This is a genomic window from Paraburkholderia sp. EG286A, from assembly GCF_040965375.1.
GTDB lineage: Bacteria > Pseudomonadota > Gammaproteobacteria > Burkholderiales > Burkholderiaceae > Paraburkholderia.
This window is the reverse complement of sequence record NZ_JBFRCB010000006.1, coordinates 410,682-429,289: the sequence shown is the minus strand read 5'-3', so window position 1 is coordinate 429,289 and position 18,608 is coordinate 410,682. Positions and strand designations below refer to the sequence as shown.

Sequence of the window (18,608 nt, the reverse complement as noted above, 5' to 3'; positions counted from 1 at the left end):
GCGCGATAACGGGTGCAGCGGCGAAACTTGCGAAAAATCAATTCAAGCAACGCCGCATCAGGAGACATCTCATGCGCACTCAGGTTGGTATCATCGGCGCCGGGCCCGCGGGCCTGCTTCTTTCCCATCTTCTGCATTTGCGTGGCATCGACTCGGTCGTGCTCGAGCTGCGTGGCCGCGAGCAGATCGAATCGACCATTCGCGCCGGCGTGCTCGAGCAAGGCACGATGGACGTGCTCACCGAAGCGGGCGTCGGCGCCCGCATGAAGGCCGAAGGCGCGCTGCATCACGGCTTCGAACTCGCGTTCGAAGGCAAACGCCGCCGCATCGATCTCACCGGCCTCACGGGCAAAGCCATTACCGTCTACGCGCAGCATGAAGTGCTCAAGGACCTCGTGGCCGCGCGCGTGGCCGCGGACGGCAAGCTCTTCTTCAATGTCTCGGACACGTCGATTCACGGCGTCGACACCAGCACGCCGTCGATCCGCTTCATGCACGAAGGCGAGGCGCACGAGTTGCACTGCGACTACGTGATCGGCTGCGACGGATTCCACGGCGTGTCGCGCGCCTCGATTCCGGCGGCGCTGCGCCAGGACTACGAGCGCGTATTCCCGTTCGGCTGGTTCGGCATTCTCGTCGAGGCGCCGCCCACGTCCGACGAGCTGATCTACGCACGGCACGAGCGCGGCTTCGCGCTCGTCAGCACGCGCTCGCCGAACGTGCAGCGCATGTATTTCCAGTGCGATCCGAAGGACAACGTCGACAACTGGTCCGACGATCGCATCTGGGCCGAGTTGCACGCGCGCGTCGATTCGCGCGAAGGCCACCAGGTGCTGGAAGGCAAGATCTTCCAGAAGAACATCGTGGGCATGCGCAGCTTCGTTACGACCACGATGCAGCACGGCCGCCTCTTTCTCGCGGGCGACGCGGCGCACATCGTGCCGCCGACCGGCGCGAAGGGCCTCAATCTCGCGGTGGCGGACGTGCGCGTGCTGACTGCGGCGCTCGTGGCGTTCTATAAGGAAGGCCGCACCGATCTGCTCGACGGCTACAGCGAAACGGCGCTGCGCCGCATCTGGCGCGCCGAGCACTTCTCGTACTGGATGACGCGCATGATGCACCGCCTCGACGACGCCACGCCGTTCGAGCAGCGCCTGCAGGTTGCGGAACTGGAGCACGTCACCACGTCGCGCGCCGCCGCGACGGCGATGGCCGAGAACTACGTGGGCGCGGTTGCCGTGTGAGGTAAGCGCAACGCATGAAACGGCCGCGCGAGTCCCAAAGGGCTCGCGCGGCCTTTATGTTTACAGCGTCGCGTTGGACAGCCTCAAATCGCCTTGAGCGGCGCGATGGCCAGTTCGTTGGCGATATCGGCGAAAGGCTTTCTCACGGAGTCGGGCAGCGTGATCGTCTGCATGTGCCGCGCACGATTTTCCGCTTCGTACTGGCCGGGGTACTGGACCGGCTGCGCCGGATCCTGCGGCGGGCAGCTGAGCAGATAGTCGAGGAACGATTCGACCTCCTGCGATCGCCACGTCGTGTTGAAATCCACCTGCGGATCGAGCACCAGCGCGAACAGATTGTTGGTCGCCACGCCATTGCGCGGGTTGTCCGGATGGATCGTGCCGCCGCCCGAGAGCACGCCCGCGAGCAGTTCCGCCACGAGCCCGAGCGCATAGCCCTTGTGCAGGCCGAACGGCAGCAGCGCGCCGGGCGGGTCGGCGAACAGCACGTTGGGGTCGGTGCTCGGCTGGCCGTTCGCGTCGATCACCGAGCCGTCGGGTGCCGGCAGGCCGTTTTCGGCGAGCACGCGCGCCTTGTTCACGGCGATGGCGCTCGTGGCGATATCCACGACGAACGGTGGCCGCCCGCCCGGCAGCGGGCCCGCGAAGCACAGCGGGTTGGTCGTGAGCCGGGGCTCGCGCCCGCCGAACGGCGCGACGGTCGGCGCGCGATTCACCACGTTGGTGAAGGCGAGCAGCACGTAGCCCTGCGCCGCGACCATTTCGCCGTAGTGGCCCATGCGCCCCAGGTGATGGCTATGACGCAGCGTCACGATGCACTGGCCATGTTCGCGCGCGCGAGCGATCGCGTCTTCCATCACGACCTTGCCGACGTGCTGTCCGAAGCCGCTGTGGCCGTCATAGCCGATCAGGCTGCCGCGGTCGACGACGCGCTCGGCGCGGCCGTCGGCGGTGACGAAACCCGCGGCCAGCACGCGCTTGTAGTTCGGCAGGATCGACAGGCCGTGGCTCGCGTAGCCCACGCGGTCCGATTCGATCAGATGGTCGGCCACGTCGGCGGCGATGTCTTCGGGCACCGAGACGTTCGTGAGCACGGCCGTGGCGAAGCGGTGTGCGTCGTCGATCTTGACTTCCATGAGCGGCTCCTTGCTAACCGTGCAGCGTTCGGGTGCAGCGTTCAGATCCAGCCCAGCCAGCGCCACCACGTCGCGGCGAACAGCAGCAGCAACACGTAGCCGACGACGGTCAGCACGATGCCCACGCGCGCGAACTGCTTCGCCGTGAACGTTTCGGTGGCGAGGCACACCATGTTTTGCGGCGCGTTGATCGGCAGGATGAAGCCGAAGCTCACGACGTAGCCGAGCAGCATGGTGAGACCGAGCCGGTTGAAGTCGCCCTGCATGGACTGCAGCACCGACACGAGAATCGGCAGCATCGCGGAGGTGAGCGCCGTTGCGCTCGCAAATCCGAGGTGGATGAGGATGAGGAAGGCCGAGAGAATCGCGAAGGCCATGAACGGCGTGGCGGTGTCGAGCCCCGTGTGATGCGCGACGAGGTCGCCGAGCCATTGGCCCGCCTTCGTCGTGAGCAGCGCCGTGCCGAGGCTGATGCCCACGCCGAACACGATCACCGTGCCCCACGGAATGCGGCTTTGCACGGTCTTCCAGTCCATCACGCCAAAGCGCGGCAACAGCAGCAGCACGAGCCCCACGTAAGTGACGGAGGTGGTGTCGAACGGGTGCAGCTTGCCTTCGGTCGCCCAGAACAGCAGGAGGCCGATGGACACCCCGAGCAGGCGTTTTTGCGGGCCCGTCATGGGGCCGAGTTCGCGCAGCGAGGCTTCGACGGCTTCCTTGCCGCCCGCGATGGCGTCGGCTTCGGGCGGCAGCATCTTCAGCACGATGAAGAGCAGCGCCGCCGACATCACGATCGCCCAGGGCGCGCCCGCAATGAGCCAGTCGAGCCACGTGACACGTGCGCCGAGCATCTTGTCCATGAAGCCCACGGTCAGCAGATTCTGTGCGGCGGCGGTCTGGATGCCGACGTTCCAGATGCTCGTGGCTTGCGCGACCACGATCATGATGCCCGCCGCGATGTTCGAGCGCTTGTCCACGCCGAACGCCGAGATCACGCCCACCATGATCGGCACGACGCAAGCGCTGCGCGCGGTGGCACTCGGCACCACGAGCGAGAGCACGATGGTCACGGCGACCGCGCCGATCAGGATGCGCCGCGTGGTGGTGCCGATCAGCGAGAGCGTGACGAGCGCAATGCGCCGGTCGAGCCCGGTGACGGTCATCGCCGCGGAGATGAAGAGGGCGCCGGCCACGAGCGCGAGCGCGGAATTGGAGAAGCCCGCGAGCGCCATGCTGATGGCTTTGTTGGTGCCGTAATCGACTGCGGGGTTTTCGATGGTGGGCGCGGTGCCCACGAGAAATGCCATGAGCGAGGTGATGATGATGGCGCTCGCTTCGTACGATACGGCTTCGGTGAGCCACACGACCACGGCGAACGCGAGGATGGCGAGCATGCGCTGGCCGGCGGGCGGGAGGCTATCGGGCAGGGGCAGCAGCAGCACGACGACGAGCGCGATCACGCCCGCGATCAGGCCCACAGGTATGCCTTTTTTTTGCGGCGCGGCGCCCGCGTTGGCGGCTGGCTGGGGTGCGTTCATGGCGATGACTCCATGTTGGGCATGCACGCGGCATGGCTCGCGTGTCGCTTCTGGCAGAGCGCGTACCGCGTCGAAAAGCGGCGGTGTGGCGGCTTGCGAACGAGTCAGCGCATTCGCTTCGCGGATGGTACTGCCATTCGACTGATGAAGCGTTTAGTGTGTACAGCGGGAGCGCGCGAGCGTGAAGGCGGGGAAGCGCAGCGTTGCAGCATGCTGCGGGTGATGCGGGCGAGTTGAGGGTGAAGGCGTTTTAACCGGCAAAACAGCCGGTTAAAACGGCCGCTGACGCGAATTACTGGCTGGCGCCAGCCGCAGCGTTAGCTTTCTTCTGTGCGTCCTGCAAGTTCTGCGGATAGTTCGGGTCGTTCAGCGCCGGCTTGTAGCCCGCGTCTTCCAGCTTCTTCAACTCGGCATTGTTCTTCGCGCGAGCCTGCTTGCGCTCGGCCTTGCGCTGCGCTTTGGCTTGAGCCTTGGCCTGTGCTTTCTGTTCCTTGGTGAGCGGTTGCGAGGCCGCGGCGGCGGCGGGTGCGCTGGCTTCCGTTTGTGCGAACGCCGGCGCGGCAACGCCGATCAGGAATGCGGCGGTAGCCGCGGCGAGAGTCAGCTTGCTGGTGGTGGAGCGCATTGATTCCCCTAATGTTGATTTGAACGACTTGCCCAGGGCTGGGAGGACGGGCGCCAACGGCTGCGGCGCGCCCGTCCCTCAATGTAATCGATCCCCACCAAAGACGGTAGCAAGCGCTGACCCTGGCTCGCTCGTCACCGCAGCGACGACCCCGGCGGCCTCAACGGGCGTTCAGACGCCGAGCTTCGCGGCGGCCGCCGCGACGACTCGCGCGCGTTCGGCGAGCGACGCGGCTGTCTGCGCGCGCAACCTTTCCACGATCGCGCGCGGCGCGCTGGCGGGATCGCCCGCATCGAACGGCGGCGCGGGCGCGTACTCGAGTTCGAGCTGGAGCGCCTGGGCGGCTTCGTCGCCGATCAGCTCGGCGGCGAGCGTCAATGCGAAATCGATACCCGCGGTGATGCCGCCGCCGGTCAGCAGGTTCCCGTCGCGCACCACGCGCGCTTTCACGGGCAGCGCGCCGAGCGGCTCCAGCAGTTCGTGGAAGGCCCAGTGGGTGGTCGCGCGGCGGCCGCGCAGCAGCCCGGCCGCGCCGAGCACGAGCGCACCCGTGCAAACCGAGGTGACGTAGCGCGCCGTGCTCGCCTGGCGGCGCAGGAACGCGAGCGTTTCGTCGTCGGGAATCAGCTGGGAGACGCCGCTGCCGCCCGGCACGCAGATCACGTCGAGCGGCGGGCAGTCCTCGAAGGTCGTGTCGGGCGTGAGCATGAGGCCGGTGCTCGAGCGCACCGGATCGCGCGTCTTCCAGATGAGCCGCGCCCGGCTGTCGGGCATCGAGGCGAGCACGTCGTACGGACCGGTCAGGTCGAGCTGTTGAACGTTGGGAAATGCGAGAAATCCGATCTGCAGTGCCATGTAGTGTTCCCGGTCAAGGTTGGACGGTCGAAAAGGGTCGACGGTGCGCCGATGATGCGGAAATCACTCTAATCTCGCCCCGGTCCACAACCATGCCAAAAACCGCGCAAAAACTGCCAGCGGCGCGCGCGCCGCAATCGGGAAGCACTCGGTGACCGGTACATGCGCCGCGTTCAGCCGCCGCTTAATTTGCGGCGGCTGAACGCGGCGCGTTTGCTTCGAACTCAGGCCGGCAGCTTGCGGAACGTCACCGCGATGCGGTTCCAGCCGTTGATCGCGATGATCAGCAGCGTGAGGTCGGCGATCTCCTGATCGCTGAAATGCGGCTTCACGCGTTCCCACAGTTCGTCGGGCACGTGCGTTTGCGCGAGCAGCGTGACCGATTCGGTCCATTCGAGCGCCGCACGTTCGCGCTCGGTGAAGAACGGCGTTTCGCGCCACACCGATACCGTGGCGAGCCGGCGATCGGTTTCGCCGCCTTTGCGCGCATCCGCGGTGTGCATGTCCACGCAATAGGCGCAGCCGTTGATCTGCGAAGCGCGCAGGCGCACCAGTTCCGCGAGGGGCTTTTCGATCGAGCTTTTGCTCGCGCGCTCTTCGAGCGCAATCATGGCCTTCGTGCCTTCCGGGTTGGCCTTGTAGAAATCCAGACGTGCTTGCATGAGCGTTCACCTGTCGAGTTGAATGTCGTGGCGCTGTCGTCGACAGCGAGGCTGACAACGATGCGTTGAACTTGCGAATTGCGTCACCACAGGGGCACTTTAGGCGTTGCGCTGGCGCGTTCACATAGCCATTCTGGCAATATTTCGGGTGACCACTTTCACCCTCGTCGAGCGCTACCTGCAGCATCATCATGGAACTCCACGTCACCGTGTCGGGCCGTCGCGACCTCGCGGGCCAGATCTATCGCCAGTTGCGCGACAGCATCGTCGATGGCCGGCTGGCCGGCGGCACCCGCCTGCCGTCCACGCGCGATCTCGCCTTGCAGCTCGGCGTTTCGCGCAAGACCACGCTCGACGTCTTCGAACGCCTGCTCGCCGAAGGCTATCTGAACTCGCGGCGCGGCTCGGGCACATTCGTGGCCGAAACGCTCGATCGGCTGCCCGCGCGCGAGCACGGCCATCCGAATCCGCAGATACGCGCGGCCACTGCTGCCATCACACCTGTGCGTGCCGGGAAGACGCCGCGCGTGGTGCAGGCCACGCCGTGGTGGCAGGCGCAAGCCGAGGCGCTGCACGCTTCGCTGCCGCGCCTCGATACGCGGCTCGCCTGCGACTTCGCGGGCGGCGTCACCGACAAGTCGCGCTTTCCCTTCGACGTCTGGCGACGCTGCATCAACGACGCGCTGCGCGTGCAGGCGCGCGGTTACGGCATGTATCGCGATCCGGCGGGCGAAGAGAAGCTGCGCCTTGCGGTGTCGCGCTATCTCGCCTTCAACCGCGCGGTGCAGGGCAACTGGCAGGACGTGATCGTGACGCAAGGCGCACAGCAGGCGCTCGATCTGCTCGCGCGCGTGACGCTCACACCGGGCGACACAGTCGTCGTGGAGGACCCGGGCTATCCGCCCGCGCGCGATATCTTTGCCGCACTGGGCGCGAAGGTCGTGCCGGTGCCGGTGGATCGCGACGGGCTCGTCGTCGCGCGGCTGCCGAAGTCGGCGCGGCTCGTGTACGTGACGCCCTCACACCAGTTTCCGCTCGGCATGCCGCTGAGTCTCGAGCGGCGCGTCGCGTTGCTCGAATGGGCGCAGGCGTGCGGCGCGCTCGTGATCGAAGACGACTACGACTGCGAATACCGCTTCGAGGGCCGCTCGATGGAGCCGCTCAAGAGCCTCGACAACGCCGGCTTCGTGGTCTACGTCGGCACGTTTTCGAAGACCATCTTCCCCGAACTGCGCGTGGGCTACATGGTGCCGCCTGCCGCGCTGGCCGCGCCGCTCGCCCGCGCACGGCAGATCGGCGACGCCCACGGCTGCGTGCTCACGCAGACGGCGCTCGCCGACTTCATGCTCAACGGACATTTCGCGCGTTATTTGCGGCGCATGCATCAGATGTACGCGCAGCGCCGCGACGTGCTGCTCGCGCATCTGCGCGGACCGCTCGCGCCGTGGCTCGAAGCCGTCGAACCGAACACGGCGGGGTTGCACCTGGCGGCGCGGCTCGTCGCGCCGCTCGACGCCGCAGCGGTGGCGCAGGCGGCGCGCCGCGCGTCGATCGGGCTGCATCCGCTCGCGCCGTTTCATCTCGAAGCACCTGTGCAGAGCGGTTTTCTGTTCGGTTACGGTGGAGTCGACGCAGAGCGTATCGACGCCGCGCTGACGTCGCTCGCCACGCTGCTGCCCACGCTTTGACTGCATCCTGGCGTCGCGGCGATACCGGCGCGGCAGCCGAAATCGTGCAAAAACGCCATACGTATGGCGCTTTCCTGACGAACGCGCCGTACGCCGCGCCGACCGAAGCGTGTCGTCCGTCAGTGATCCGGCTGCGCCAGGTGCACGTTTACCCCTGTAAACAGGCGTCAAAATGTGATCGGGAGTCAGCGCCGCGCAACAAAATCGTAACGGCAATGCAAAAGCTTCACGCAAAACGCTTGCGCGTATGTAGAATCCGCCGTTGAAGCACGTGCATTCCGCAGTGCTTCTTCGATTCACTGACCAACACTGGTAGGAGAAACATGCCGACTTCCGCAAAGAAAGTGGCCGCAAAAAAGGCAGCTGCCCCGGCCAAGAAGGTTGCCGCAAAGAAAGCGCCCGCCACCAAGACGGCCGCAGCTAAGAAGGTCGCCGTGAAGGCGTCCGGCGCACCGACGCCGATCAAGGACACCTTCACGAAGGCCTCGCTGGCTACCCACGTCGCTGAACGTGCAGGCGTCGAGCCGAAGGCTGCCAAGGCCGTGCTCGCCGCGCTGGAAGACACGATCCTCGGTTCGGTCCACAAGAAGGGCGCTGGCGAATTCACGCTGTCGGGCCTTCTGAAGATCGTCGTCCAGGCCGTGCCGGCGAAGAAGAAGCGCTTCGGCAAGGATCCGTTCACGGGTGAAGAGCGCTGGTTCCCGGCGAAGCCCGCATCGGTCCGCATCAAGGCGCGCGCCCTGAAGAAGCTGAAGGACGCAGCAGCAGCCTGATTGCGCTGATTGCGCTTGAAGCCGCGGCCTTCGGGTAGCGGCTTCCCGTCAGTACCAAAAAATCCCCGTTGGCGTCGAGCCCGCGGGGATTTTTCATTTGGTGCGTGCAATGCGCAAGGGCGCTGCCGTGCTATGTTCTTATGTTATGGCAGACATCCGGTATCATGTCCCAATCATCCAGGAATAATCGTCATCCGCATCGTATGTAAACGATGCCGTAGACCCAATAATTCGAATATCCATAACACAGTGTTATGCAGACAGCCGACCTCAGTTTGCGCCAGGTGGAAGCGTTTCGCGCGTTGATGCAGTGGCGCACCGTCACGCGCGCGGCACAGGCGCTCGGCGTTTCGCAGCCCGCGGTGAGCCGTTTGCTTGCGGACTTCGAAGCAAAGATGGGGTTCGCACTTTTCGAGCGGCGCCAGGGGCGTTTGCTGCCGACCGTCGAGGCCCAGACGCTGCGAGACGAAGTCGAGCGCGCGTTCTTCGGCTTCGAGCGCGTGGCCCAGGCGGCCGCGCAGATTCGTGCGCAACGGCGCGGCATCGTGCGCGTTGCCGCGTCAGCCGATCTTTGCGCCGACTTCCTGCCGCGCGTGGCCGCCGCGTTTGCGAGCGAGCACGAAGGTGTCGATTTCGAACTGCTGACCGGCGAAGCCGTGGATATTGCCGAGCGCGTGGCGGCGCAACGCTGCGATCTCGGCTTCGTCGCGCAAGCCGTCGCGCATCCTGGCGCGCGTCTCGAGTATCTGGGCGAATGGCCGCTGCGCTGCATCGTGCCGCGCGGACACCGGCTCGCGCGCAAACGCGTGATTCATGCACAAGACTGCGCGGGCGAACGCTTTATTTCGTTTGCCGCGGCGAGCGAGGCGCGTCTGTCCATCGACCGGCACTTTGCCGAATGCGGGGTGGCGCGCGAGCCCGGCGTCGAAGCGGCGCTCGCGCAATCGGTCGTGGCGATGGTGGAAGCGGGGATGGGCATCGCGCTCGTCGACGCGCTGACCGCCCAGCATGCGAGCGCGCGGGTGAGCGTGAAGCGCTTCACGCCCGCGCTGTCGGGCGCGCTCCATGTCGTGCGCGGCACGCAGCGCGCAGCGACGGCGCTGGGCGACGCGTTCGTGTGGCACGCCGCAGCCGCGCTGGCGCGGCTGCGCTGAGTCTTGCGCTCGTGTAAATGGCGCGTAAACGGCGCAAGTTGTGGCCGTGCGTGAAAGCGCCCTGGAGAATCGCTTCTAAAACCCGGCGGGCATAAAAAAACCAGCCGGGGCTTGCGCCCGTGGCTGGTTTGTGCAGCGTGTCGTTTTTAGCTGCGTGGTCTCGCTCGCTGCGCCGGAATGGCTCGTCAGCCAGTTCCGGCGCCGGGCCGAGGCCCGGAGTAAAGCGTTGCTTAGAACTTGTGGCGGATGCCGACGCTGACCAGGGTCTGCGAGCTCGAATCCGAGTTGTAGCTGTACGAGCCGATTGCTGCGCCAGCGGTCGTCGTGGTGCCGTCCGCGTTGCGCTGCGTGCCGTTGGCGTGCTGGTAGGCAGCCACAGCGTAGAAGTCGGTGCGCTTCGACAGGTTGTAGTCCGCGCCCAGCGAAACCTGGTTGTACGTGTTCGACGTGTCGCCAGCGCCGTGCGACCAAATGTAGCCGAGGCCGAGCAACAGTGCCGGGTTCAGCTGATAACCGAGGAAGCCACCTGCGACGTTGTAGCGCTGGTTCGAAGCGAATGCCGAGGCAGAGTCCTGGCGCATCTGGACGTTGCTGTAACGGCCGCTCATCGTGAACGGACCAGCAACGTATTGAATTGCGACCGAAGCGATGCCGACCGACTTCGCCGTGTTGTAGCCGGCGGTGATCTGGTTGTCGCCGAAAATGCCGTCCGACGTTGCGGTCGACGACCAGCCCGTGCGCGCGACCGGCGACGCTGCGTTGTCCATGCGGAAGTAGCCAGCAGCGACGTTCAGCGAGCCGATGCCGTACGTAGCTGCGCCGCCCCAGCTCTGACCCGAGCCGGTTGCGCCAGCGACGCCGCCAAATGCGTACATGCCTTCGAACTGGAAGCCTTGCAGAACCGGCGAGACGTACTTGACTGCGCTGTTCGTACGCGAGGTGTTGTCGTTGTTGTCGACGTCACCCGGCGTTGTGAACGTGCTGCCGAAGTAGTTGTCGGCGGTCAGCGGCTGAACCATGTCGACCAGCGGGTCGTACTGGCGGCCGAACGTGACCGTACCGAACTGGTCGTGCGAGAGGCCGACGTATGCCTGACGGCCGAACATCTTGCTGCCCTGGCCGAGCTTGCCGGTGTTGATGTCAAAGCCGTTTTCCAATTGGAAAATCGCCTTCATGCCGCCGCCCAGATCTTCGGTACCCTTCAAGCCCCAGCGGTTGCCCGACAGGTTGCCGCCGGCGAGGCCGACCAGGTTGGCGTTCTTGCCGTTGGCGTCCATCGTGTTGTGGGCCCACTGGATCGATTCGTCGATCACACCATAGAGGGTCACGCTGCTTTGAGCGTGCGCGGTGCCAGCTGCGGCCAAGAGGGCCAGCGAGAGGGTCGAGAGAGCGACTCGTTTCATTCTGTTTTCTCCACGCAGAAATTGTGTAGTTGTTGCGCGTTGGAGAATAACGCAGCAGGCCAGGCGACCTGAAATGAAAAAATAAAGATTGTCGCGAAAACCTGACACCGGCCAGAACCCCTTGTCAGACGGGGCCTCCGTCGATTATGCCGTTTTAAGAAATATTGGATTGTTGACCGAGCATTATTGTTGTTTTTGATAAAAGTTCCGTAAACAATCGTTATTTTTTCGCCTTACTGCGATCTTTGGTAGCAGCCTCAATTGGCCCGCCGGCGTTGGGATGGCGGCGCCTGCCGGCGGCCGTCATGGCGAGCGCCGCGCTCGCGACGAACAGCACCGAACCCCACGGGTGGCGCTTCACGTAGCGGTCGGCGGCGGCGACCGTGCGGCCCGCGTGAACCAGGGTGAGCGCGGCCGCGTAGGTCGCGCTGTCCTCCATGCGCACGACCGAGCGGCGGATCTGCAGCCCTGATTTCAGCCTTCCGAACGCGCCGCCGTGCGCGCTCGCGCGCCCGATTGCGCTGAGCGGCGTTTCCGATCGTGTCGATTTGTCTGCCGAAACAGCCGCCGCCAGGGCCGCAGGCATTGCCGCAGCGGTTGCGCCGCCGTTTCCGATCGGCACGGCCGACGGCGCCGGCGCAGCGGCGGGGCGGTCCGCACGCTTCGTGTCGTGCCGCGCGACGATGGTGGAGGCGGCGAGCACCGAGGCCAGCTTGGCGCGGCTGCCGGGCGGTGTTTCCTCAAGGAAACCCCACGCGCCGCGCGGGTCGTGCATGCGCCCGCGCGCGGCCGAGAATTCCGCGCCGAGCAGGAGCACCGCCGCTGAAAAATAGAGCCACATGAGCAGCACGGCGAGCGAGCCGGCGGCGCCGAAGGCCGTCGCCATGCCCGCGTGCGCGAGATAGAGCGCGAACAGCTTCTTGCCCGCCGAGAACAGCACCGCCGCGACGATGCCGCCCACCATCGCGTCGCGCCAGCGCACGTCGGCGTCGGGCAGGAAGCGCAGCAGGGCGCCGAACGCGACGGCCAGCACCACGAGGCCCACGGCGAGCTGCATCAGGTTGCCGATGATCACATAAGGAGAATCGCCCCAGAGCCACTGACCGACGAATGTAATGGCCGTGTCGAGCACGAGCGAGACGATCAGCAGGAACGCGACGCCCAGCACGAGGCTGAACGAAATGAGCCGCACGCGCACGAGCGCCAGCACGCTGGAGGGACGCTGCCCGTCCGGCGGCCAGACGATGTTCAGCGCGGAATTGAGCGAGGAAAAGGTTGCGGACGCGCCGATCACGAGCAGGGCGAGCGAAATGATCGCCGCGACGCCGCCCTTGCCGCCCGCCCGGTGCGCGTTCTGCACGATGGTAGTGATGCCCGCGGCCGCGTCGTCGCCGAGCACGTTGTGGACCTGGCGGAAAAGTTCGCCGCGCGCGGCATCGACGCCGTAGAACCAGCCCGCCACGGCAATCACCATCACGAGCGTCGGCGCGAGCGAAAACGCCGAATAGAACGCGATGCTCGCCGCGAGCGACGGGCAGCGAATGGCGATGAACTGGCGCAACGCGCCCACCACCCACGACGCTTCCTTGCGTGCGGCGGACTGCAGTCGTTCGGTGGAAAGCGTTGACATGACGGGGTGCCCCGCGGTGGTGCTTCAGTGGTTCGTTTTCGTCACAAAGATGGCTCTTTCGCCATTCAATATTAGCAAGCGTGGTTCCCGGGCGAACTCGCGCTGCTCGCGTGTAACGCTCGCGAGCATCCAGCGCGATCCGTCTCCCAAAACGTCTTATACTGAAAAAACCCACAACCAAGCCGAGGACGAATCATGCTGCAGATGTCCCGGCGTCAGTTCCTCAAGGTCACGGCAACGTCGCTGGCGGGTTCCAGCCTCGCGTTGATGGGTTTCGCGCCCGACAACGCGCTTGCCGAGGTCCGACAATACAAACTGGCGCGCACCACTGAAACCCGCAATACCTGCCCGTACTGCTCGGTTGGTTGCGGGATCCTCATGTACGGTCTCGGCGATGGCGCGAAGAATGCTACGACGAGCATCATCCATATCGAGGGCGATCCCGATCACCCCGTCAATCGCGGCACGCTGTGCCCGAAGGGCGCGAGCCTGATCGATTTCATTCATAGCGAGAGCCGCCTCAAGTACCCCGAGTACCGGGCGGCCGGCTCGAACGAGTGGAAACGCATTTCGTGGGATGACGCGCTCGACCGCATCGCGAAGCTGTTGAAGGAAGATCGCGACGCGAACTTCGTCGAGAAAACCGCCGACGGCAAGACCGTGAACCGCTGGTTGACGACGGGCATGCTGGCTGCGTCGGCAGGCAGCAACGAAGTCGGCTATCTCACGCACAAAGTGGCCCGCAGCATGGGCCTGCTCGCATTCGACAACCAGGCGCGTGTCTGACACGGCCCGACGGTGGCAGGTCTTGCCCCGACGTTTGGCCGTGGAGCGATGACGAACCATTGGGTCGACATTCGCAATGCGGACGTGATTCTGGTGATGGGCGGCAATGCGGCCGAGGCGCACCCGTGCGGCTTCAAGTGGGTCACGGAGGCGAAGGCGCACCGCGGCGCGCGGCTCATCGTGGTGGATCCGCGCTTCACGCGCACGGCATCGGTCGCGGACTTCTACGCGCCGATCCGAACCGGCACGGACGTCGCCTTCCTTGGCGCGGTGATCAACTACCTGCTCACCAACGACAAGATCCAGCACGAGTACGTGAAGAACTTCACGGACTTCTCGTTCATCGTGCGCGAAGACTTCGCGTTCAACGACGGCATTTTCTCGGGCTACGATGCGCAGAAGCATTCGTACCCGGACAAGTCGTCGTGGAACTACGAGCTCGGCGACGACGGCTTCGTGAAGACCGACGACACGCTGCAGAATCCGCGCTGCGTGTACCAGATGCTCAAGCAGCATTACTCGCGCTACACGCCCGAGATGGTCGAGAAAGTGTGCGGCACGCCGAAGGACAAATTCCTCAAGGTGTGCGAAATGCTGGCGAGCACGGCCGTGCCGGGTCGCGCGGCCACGATCATGTATGCGCTCGGCTGGACCCATCACTCGATCGGCTCGCAGAATATCCGCACCGGCGCGATGGTGCAGCTCCTGCTGGGCAACATCGGCATTGCGGGCGGCGGTATGAACGCGCTGCGCGGTCACTCGAACATCCAGGGGCTGACCGACCTCGGGCTCATGTCGAACCTGCTCACGGGCTACATGACGCTGCCGTTCGAAGCGGAGCAGGACTACGACGACTACATCAAGAAGCGCGCGTCGCAGCCCATGCGGCCGAACCAGCTCAGCTACTGGCAGCATTACGGTGCGTTCTTCGTGAGCTTCATGAAGTCGTGGTGGGGCGACGCGGCCACGAAGGACAACAACTGGGGCTACGACTGGCTGCCCAAGCTCGACAAGCCGTACGACCTGCTCCAGACCATCGAGCTGATGAATCAGGGCAAGGTCAACGGCTATATCTGCCAGGGCTTCAACGTCATGGCTTCCTCGCCGAACAAGGCCAAGACCGTCTCGGCGCTCAGCAAGCTCAAGTGGCTCGTGATCATGGACCCGCTCGCCATCGAGACGGCCGAGTTCTGGAAGAAGTACGGCGACTATAACGATGTCGATCCGACTTCGATTCAAACCGAAGTGTTCCGTTTGCCCACTACGTGCTTTGCGGAAGAAAACGGCTCGCTCGTGAGTTCGAGCCGCGTGCTGCAGTGGCACTGGAAGGGCGCGGAGCCGCCGGGCGAGGCGAAGAGCGACCTCGAGATCATGTCGGGCCTGTTCCTGCGCATCCGCGCCGCGTATCAGAAGGACGGCGGCAAGCTGCCCGATCCGATCGTCAAGCTCGACTGGCCGTATTCGGATCCCGCGAGCCCCACGCCGGAAGAACTGGCGAGGGAGTACAACGGGAAGGCTCTCGCCGACCTGACCGACGCGAAAGATCCCACCAAGGTGCTCGTGAAGAAGGGCGAGCAGCTCGCGGCCTTCGCGCAGTTGAAGGACGACGGCACCACCGCGAGCGGCTGCTGGATCTTCTGCGGCGCGTGGACCCAGGCGGGCAACCAGATGGGCCGGCGCGACAACGACGACCCCACGGGTATCGGGCAGACGCTCAACTGGGCCTGGGCGTGGCCGGCGAACCGGCGCGTGCTGTACAACCGTGCCTCGTGCGACGTGGCGGGCAAGCCCTTCGATCCCACCCGCAAGCTGATCGCCTGGAACGGCAGCGCATGGGCGGGCGCGGACATACCCGACTACAAGGTCGATGAAGCGCCCGATCAGGGCATGGGGCCGTTCATCATGAACCCCGAGGGCGTGGCGCGTTTCTTCGCCCGCGACGGCATGAACGAAGGTCCATTCCCTGAGCATTACGAACCGTTCGAGAATCCGCTCGGCTATAACCCGTTCCACCCGAACAACCCGCTCGCCACGAGCAATCCGGCGGCGCGCGTGTTCCCCGACGACCGCAAGACGTTTGGCACCGCGCAGCAGTTCCCGCATGTGGCGACCACGTACCGGCTGACCGAGCACTTCCACTTCTGGACGAAACACGCCCGGCTGAACGCGATCATTCAGCCGCAGCAGTTCGTCGAGATCGGCGAGGCGCTCGCGAAGGAGGTGGGCGTGGTGGCGGGCGAGCGCGTGAAGGTGTCCAGCAATCGCGGCTACCTGGTCGCGGTGGCGGTGGTCACCAAGCGCATCAAACCGCTGACCATCGAGGGCAAGACCGTGCATCAGGTTGGCGTACCGCTGCACTGGGGCTTCAAGGGGCTCACGCACCCGGGCTATCTGACGAATACGCTCACGCCGCCCGTGGGCGACGGCAATTCGCAGACGCCCGAGTTCAAGTCGTTCCTCGTGAAGGTCGAAAAGGCATAGGGGAGGCGACGACATGGCATGGCAATCACTTGACGTCAAACGCCTCTCCGCGACCACCTCGGAGCCGCCCGGCGTGCGCGAGCCGGTGACGGGCACGGTCGCGAAGCTCATCGACGTTTCCAAATGCATCGGCTGCAAGGCGTGTCAGACCGCGTGCATGGAGTGGAACGATCTGCGTGATGAAATCGGTGTCAATACGGGCGTCTACGACAATCCGCACGATCTAACCGAGCACTCGTGGACCGTGATGCGCTTCACCGAGTACGAGAACTCGCAGGGCAACCTCGAATGGCTGATCCGCAAGGACGGCTGCATGCATTGCGAGGACCCCGGCTGTTTGAAGGCGTGTCCCGCGCCGGGCGCGATCGTGCAGTATACGAACGGCATCGTCGACTTCCACCAGGAAAACTGCATCGGCTGCGGCAATTGCATTACCGGCTGTCCGTTCAATATTCCTCGCATGTCGAGCGAACGCCGCGTATATAAATGCACGCTCTGCTCGGACCGCGTGGCCGTGGGGCAGGAGCCTGCATGCGTGAAGACCTGCCCGACCGGTGCGATCGTCTTCGGCACCAAGGAAGACATGAAGAAGCACGCGGCCGAGCGCATCGTGGACCTCAAGGAGCGCGGCTTCGAGAACGCCGGGCTTTATGACCCGCCGGGCGTGAGCGGTACGCACGTGATGTACGTGCTGCATCATGCGGACCGACCGTCGCTCTATGCCGGACTGCCCCAGGATCCGCACATCAGCCCGATGGTGCGGATCTGGAAGGGCGTGGCCAAGCCGATCGGGCTCGCCATCATGGCGCTCACCGCACTGGCCGGTTTCTTCCATTACACGCGGGTAGGCCCGAACGAAGTGACGGCTGAAGACGAAGCCGCGGCGCGCGAAGAGGCGCGGCGCATGCGTGGCGAACCCCCCGAGGAGCGCGGCGATGAAAGACGATGAACCGCAACTGATCGAGCGCTACACGCCCAACGAGCGCAGCAACCACTGGATCACCGCAATCTGTTTCATCCTGCTCGCGCTCTCGGGCCTCGCGATGTTTCACCCGGCCATGGCATTTCTGTACGCAGTGCTCGGCGGCGGCCAGTGGACGCGCATTCTGCACCCGTTCATCGGCGTGGTGATGTTCGTCTCGTTCCTGATTCTTGCGCTGCGCTTCTGGCATCACAACTATCTGGACAAAGACGACATCCAGTGGATGAAACAGATGGGCGACGTGCTGAACAACCGCGAAGACAGGCTGCCCGAGATCGGCCGCTACAATGCGGGCCAGAAGCTGTTATTCTTTGTGATGGTGGTTTGCCTCGTGCTGTTGCTCTTGAGCGGCATCGTGATCTGGCGGCGATATTTTTCGGTCTACTTTCCGATCGAAATTATCCGGCTCTCAGCGTTGGTGCATGCGGTAGCGGCATTCGTGCTGATCTGCGGAATCATCATTCATATTTATGCAGCGATATGGGTGAAGGGCTCGATCGGCGCGATGACGCGCGGTTATGTCACCTGGGGCTGGGCGAGAAAGCATCATCCGCGCTGGTTCCGCGAGAGCATCAAGTAACGCACAGGCTGCGCGCCGCCTGCCGCGCCGTTTGGCCAGGGCAGTGGCGGCGCGAGCGGCAAACCGCCGGCGCCCGCGAGGGCACGGCGGTTTTTTCTTTGTGAAGCCGTTCTGGAGCCGACCCGTCGTGACGCAACGCATTCTCGACCCGCAGCAAATCGAATCGCTCGACCCTTCGGCCATTCCGCGCATCCGTCTGCCCGAACGCGTCGCCTTTTTCAGCACGCGCGCCGTGCGCCTGCGCCATCTCGCGGACCACAACCCCATTGGCGGCTACGTGCGGCTCATGGCGGCGCTCGTCGACGCGCAGCAGGAGGCGCTCGAACATTGCAGTGCGTCCATGCCCTCGCGCGAAGCCATTGCGAACGCGCAGCATCACTCCATGCCGATCCTGCCGGCGCTTTCGGGCGAGCGCGACCCGCAGTGGCGCGCCGTGCTCTTGCGTCTCGCCGATCGGGTCGAAGCCGCAGGGGCGGTCGCGCCTGCGCTCGCGAAAGTGCTGGGCGAGCTGCGCGCCATGACCGATACGCAACTCGATGCCCAGGCCGATGCGGTTCTCGCCCAGCGCTACACCGAAGTCGCGCCCGCCACCGCGCCGTTCATCATGGCCGCGCTGCAGGTGGTGTGGACCGACCTCGCGAGCCGCATCGACGTGCGCGACGTGCCCTATGTCGACGCACCGGGCGCGTGCCCCGTGTGCGGATCGCCGCCCGTTGCCAGCATCGTGCGCATCGGCGGCGTGTATCAGGGCTACCGGTTTGCGCAATGCGGCCTGTGCGGCACCGAGGCTCACGTGGTGCGTGTGAAGTGCACGAACTGCGATTCGACCAAGGGCATTGCGTATCACGGCATCGAAGGCGGCAATGCTGCACTCAAGGCCGAATCGTGCGACGAATGCCACACCTACCGCAAGATCGGCTATCAGGAGAAGGACCTCGACTTCGAGCCGCTGGCCGACGACCTGGCGAGCCTCACACTCGATCTGCTGATGAGCGATGCGGGCTACCGTCGCGCGAGCCCGAATCCGTTGCTTTGGCCCGAAGTGCCTGGCGACCAGTAAGGAGCCGCGCA

15 protein-coding genes are annotated in these 18,608 nt (G+C 65.0%); 8 read left to right on the top strand and 7 right to left on the bottom strand.

Annotation, left to right across the window (positions count from 1 at the left end; genetic code table 11):
* Positions 1 to 71 precede the first annotated feature (71 nt).
* Positions 72 to 1,244 (top strand): 4-hydroxybenzoate 3-monooxygenase, encoded by a 1,173-nt coding sequence (locus AB4Y35_RS28885; RefSeq protein ID WP_368707075.1) that lies wholly within the window; start codon positions 72 to 74, stop codon positions 1,242 to 1,244.
* Between the two features lie 83 nt (positions 1,245 to 1,327).
* Here the strand turns inward: AB4Y35_RS28885 and AB4Y35_RS28880 are convergent, their stop codons facing one another.
* From AB4Y35_RS28880 to AB4Y35_RS28860, 5 genes are all read right to left on the bottom strand, one after another.
* Positions 1,328 to 2,380: an Ldh family oxidoreductase gene (locus AB4Y35_RS28880; protein ID WP_368707074.1), complete on the bottom strand. Its 1,053-nt coding sequence runs from the start codon at positions 2,378 to 2,380 to the stop codon at positions 1,328 to 1,330.
* Between the two features lie 41 nt (positions 2,381 to 2,421).
* Positions 2,422 to 3,918 carry a DASS family sodium-coupled anion symporter gene (locus AB4Y35_RS28875; RefSeq protein WP_368707073.1) on the bottom strand — a complete coding sequence of 499 codons (1,497 nt, stop codon included), beginning with the start codon at positions 3,916 to 3,918 and terminating at the stop codon, positions 2,422 to 2,424.
* 292 nt (positions 3,919 to 4,210) lie between these two features.
* Entirely contained in the window at positions 4,211 to 4,543 is a 333-nt protein-coding gene (locus AB4Y35_RS28870; protein ID WP_254318105.1) for a DUF4148 domain-containing protein, read from the bottom strand.
* A gap of 171 nt (positions 4,544 to 4,714) precedes the next feature.
* Positions 4,715 to 5,398 (bottom strand): DJ-1/PfpI family protein, encoded by a 684-nt coding sequence (locus tag AB4Y35_RS28865; protein ID WP_368707072.1) that lies wholly within the window; start codon positions 5,396 to 5,398, stop codon positions 4,715 to 4,717.
* 224 nt (positions 5,399 to 5,622) lie between these two features.
* Positions 5,623 to 6,060 carry a carboxymuconolactone decarboxylase family protein gene (locus AB4Y35_RS28860; RefSeq protein ID WP_368707071.1) on the bottom strand — a complete coding sequence of 146 codons (438 nt, stop codon included), beginning with the start codon at positions 6,058 to 6,060 and terminating at the stop codon, positions 5,623 to 5,625.
* 191 nt (positions 6,061 to 6,251) lie between these two features.
* Here AB4Y35_RS28860 and AB4Y35_RS28855 point away from each other — a divergent pair, with 191 nt between their 5' ends.
* The 3 genes from AB4Y35_RS28855 (at position 6,252) to AB4Y35_RS28845 (ending at position 9,675) form a co-directional block, all read left to right on the top strand.
* Positions 6,252 to 7,748, top strand: coding sequence for a PLP-dependent aminotransferase family protein (locus AB4Y35_RS28855; protein ID WP_368707070.1), 1,497 nt, complete (start codon positions 6,252 to 6,254; stop codon positions 7,746 to 7,748).
* A gap of 323 nt (positions 7,749 to 8,071) precedes the next feature.
* Entirely contained in the window at positions 8,072 to 8,521 is a 450-nt protein-coding gene (locus tag AB4Y35_RS28850) for an HU family DNA-binding protein (protein ID WP_028205533.1), read from the top strand.
* A 254-nt stretch (positions 8,522 to 8,775) separates the two neighbouring features.
* A complete protein-coding gene (locus AB4Y35_RS28845) occupies positions 8,776 to 9,675 on the top strand; it encodes a LysR substrate-binding domain-containing protein (protein WP_368707069.1) in 900 nt (299 codons plus the stop codon).
* A gap of 230 nt (positions 9,676 to 9,905) precedes the next feature.
* Here the strand turns inward: AB4Y35_RS28845 and AB4Y35_RS28840 are convergent, their stop codons facing one another.
* Together AB4Y35_RS28840 and AB4Y35_RS28835 are read right to left on the bottom strand one after the other, a co-directional pair.
* Positions 9,906 to 11,078 (bottom strand): porin, encoded by a 1,173-nt coding sequence (locus AB4Y35_RS28840; protein ID WP_368707068.1) that lies wholly within the window; start codon positions 11,076 to 11,078, stop codon positions 9,906 to 9,908.
* A gap of 220 nt (positions 11,079 to 11,298) precedes the next feature.
* A complete protein-coding gene (locus AB4Y35_RS28835; protein WP_368707067.1) occupies positions 11,299 to 12,708 on the bottom strand; it encodes a YihY/virulence factor BrkB family protein in 1,410 nt (469 codons plus the stop codon).
* A 195-nt stretch (positions 12,709 to 12,903) separates the two neighbouring features.
* Here AB4Y35_RS28835 and fdnG point away from each other — a divergent pair, with 195 nt between their 5' ends.
* From fdnG to fdhE, 4 genes are all read left to right on the top strand, one after another.
* Positions 12,904 to 15,975, top strand: a complete 3,072-nt coding sequence (fdnG, locus tag AB4Y35_RS28830) for a formate dehydrogenase-N subunit alpha (protein ID WP_368707066.1) — start codon at positions 12,904 to 12,906, stop codon at positions 15,973 to 15,975.
* Between the two features lie 13 nt (positions 15,976 to 15,988).
* Positions 15,989 to 16,924 (top strand): formate dehydrogenase subunit beta, encoded by a 936-nt coding sequence (gene fdxH, locus AB4Y35_RS28825; protein ID WP_368707065.1) that lies wholly within the window; start codon positions 15,989 to 15,991, stop codon positions 16,922 to 16,924.
* Entirely contained in the window at positions 16,911 to 17,537 is a 627-nt protein-coding gene (locus AB4Y35_RS28820) for a formate dehydrogenase subunit gamma (RefSeq protein ID WP_069266254.1), read from the top strand. Before fdxH ends, AB4Y35_RS28820 begins: the two co-directional genes overlap by 14 nt.
* A 127-nt stretch (positions 17,538 to 17,664) precedes the next feature.
* Positions 17,665 to 18,597 carry a formate dehydrogenase accessory protein FdhE gene (gene fdhE, locus AB4Y35_RS28815; RefSeq protein ID WP_368707064.1) on the top strand — a complete coding sequence of 311 codons (933 nt, stop codon included), beginning with the start codon at positions 17,665 to 17,667 and terminating at the stop codon, positions 18,595 to 18,597.
* Positions 18,598 to 18,608: the final 11 nt, after the last annotated feature.

Coding starts and splice junctions, on each gene's coding strand:
- AB4Y35_RS28860 (WP_368707071.1), bottom strand. CDS start 6,060: ATGCAAGCACGTCTGGATTTCTACAAGGCCAACCCGGAAGGCACGAAG.
- fdxH (WP_368707065.1), top strand. CDS start 15,989: ATGGCATGGCAATCACTTGACGTCAAACGCCTCTCCGCGACCACCTCG.
- AB4Y35_RS28820 (WP_069266254.1), top strand. CDS start 16,911: ATGAAAGACGATGAACCGCAACTGATCGAGCGCTACACGCCCAACGAG.
- AB4Y35_RS28885 (WP_368707075.1), top strand. CDS start 72: ATGCGCACTCAGGTTGGTATCATCGGCGCCGGGCCCGCGGGCCTGCTT.
- AB4Y35_RS28855 (WP_368707070.1), top strand. CDS start 6,252: ATGGAACTCCACGTCACCGTGTCGGGCCGTCGCGACCTCGCGGGCCAG.
- AB4Y35_RS28845 (WP_368707069.1), top strand. CDS start 8,776: ATGCAGACAGCCGACCTCAGTTTGCGCCAGGTGGAAGCGTTTCGCGCG.
- AB4Y35_RS28835 (WP_368707067.1), bottom strand. CDS start 12,708: ATGTCAACGCTTTCCACCGAACGACTGCAGTCCGCCGCACGCAAGGAA.
- AB4Y35_RS28870 (WP_254318105.1), bottom strand. CDS start 4,543: ATGCGCTCCACCACCAGCAAGCTGACTCTCGCCGCGGCTACCGCCGCA.
- AB4Y35_RS28840 (WP_368707068.1), bottom strand. CDS start 11,078: ATGAAACGAGTCGCTCTCTCGACCCTCTCGCTGGCCCTCTTGGCCGCA.
- AB4Y35_RS28850 (WP_028205533.1), top strand. CDS start 8,072: ATGCCGACTTCCGCAAAGAAAGTGGCCGCAAAAAAGGCAGCTGCCCCG.
- AB4Y35_RS28880 (WP_368707074.1), bottom strand. CDS start 2,380: ATGGAAGTCAAGATCGACGACGCACACCGCTTCGCCACGGCCGTGCTC.
- AB4Y35_RS28865 (WP_368707072.1), bottom strand. CDS start 5,398: ATGGCACTGCAGATCGGATTTCTCGCATTTCCCAACGTTCAACAGCTC.
- AB4Y35_RS28875 (WP_368707073.1), bottom strand. CDS start 3,918: ATGAACGCACCCCAGCCAGCCGCCAACGCGGGCGCCGCGCCGCAAAAA.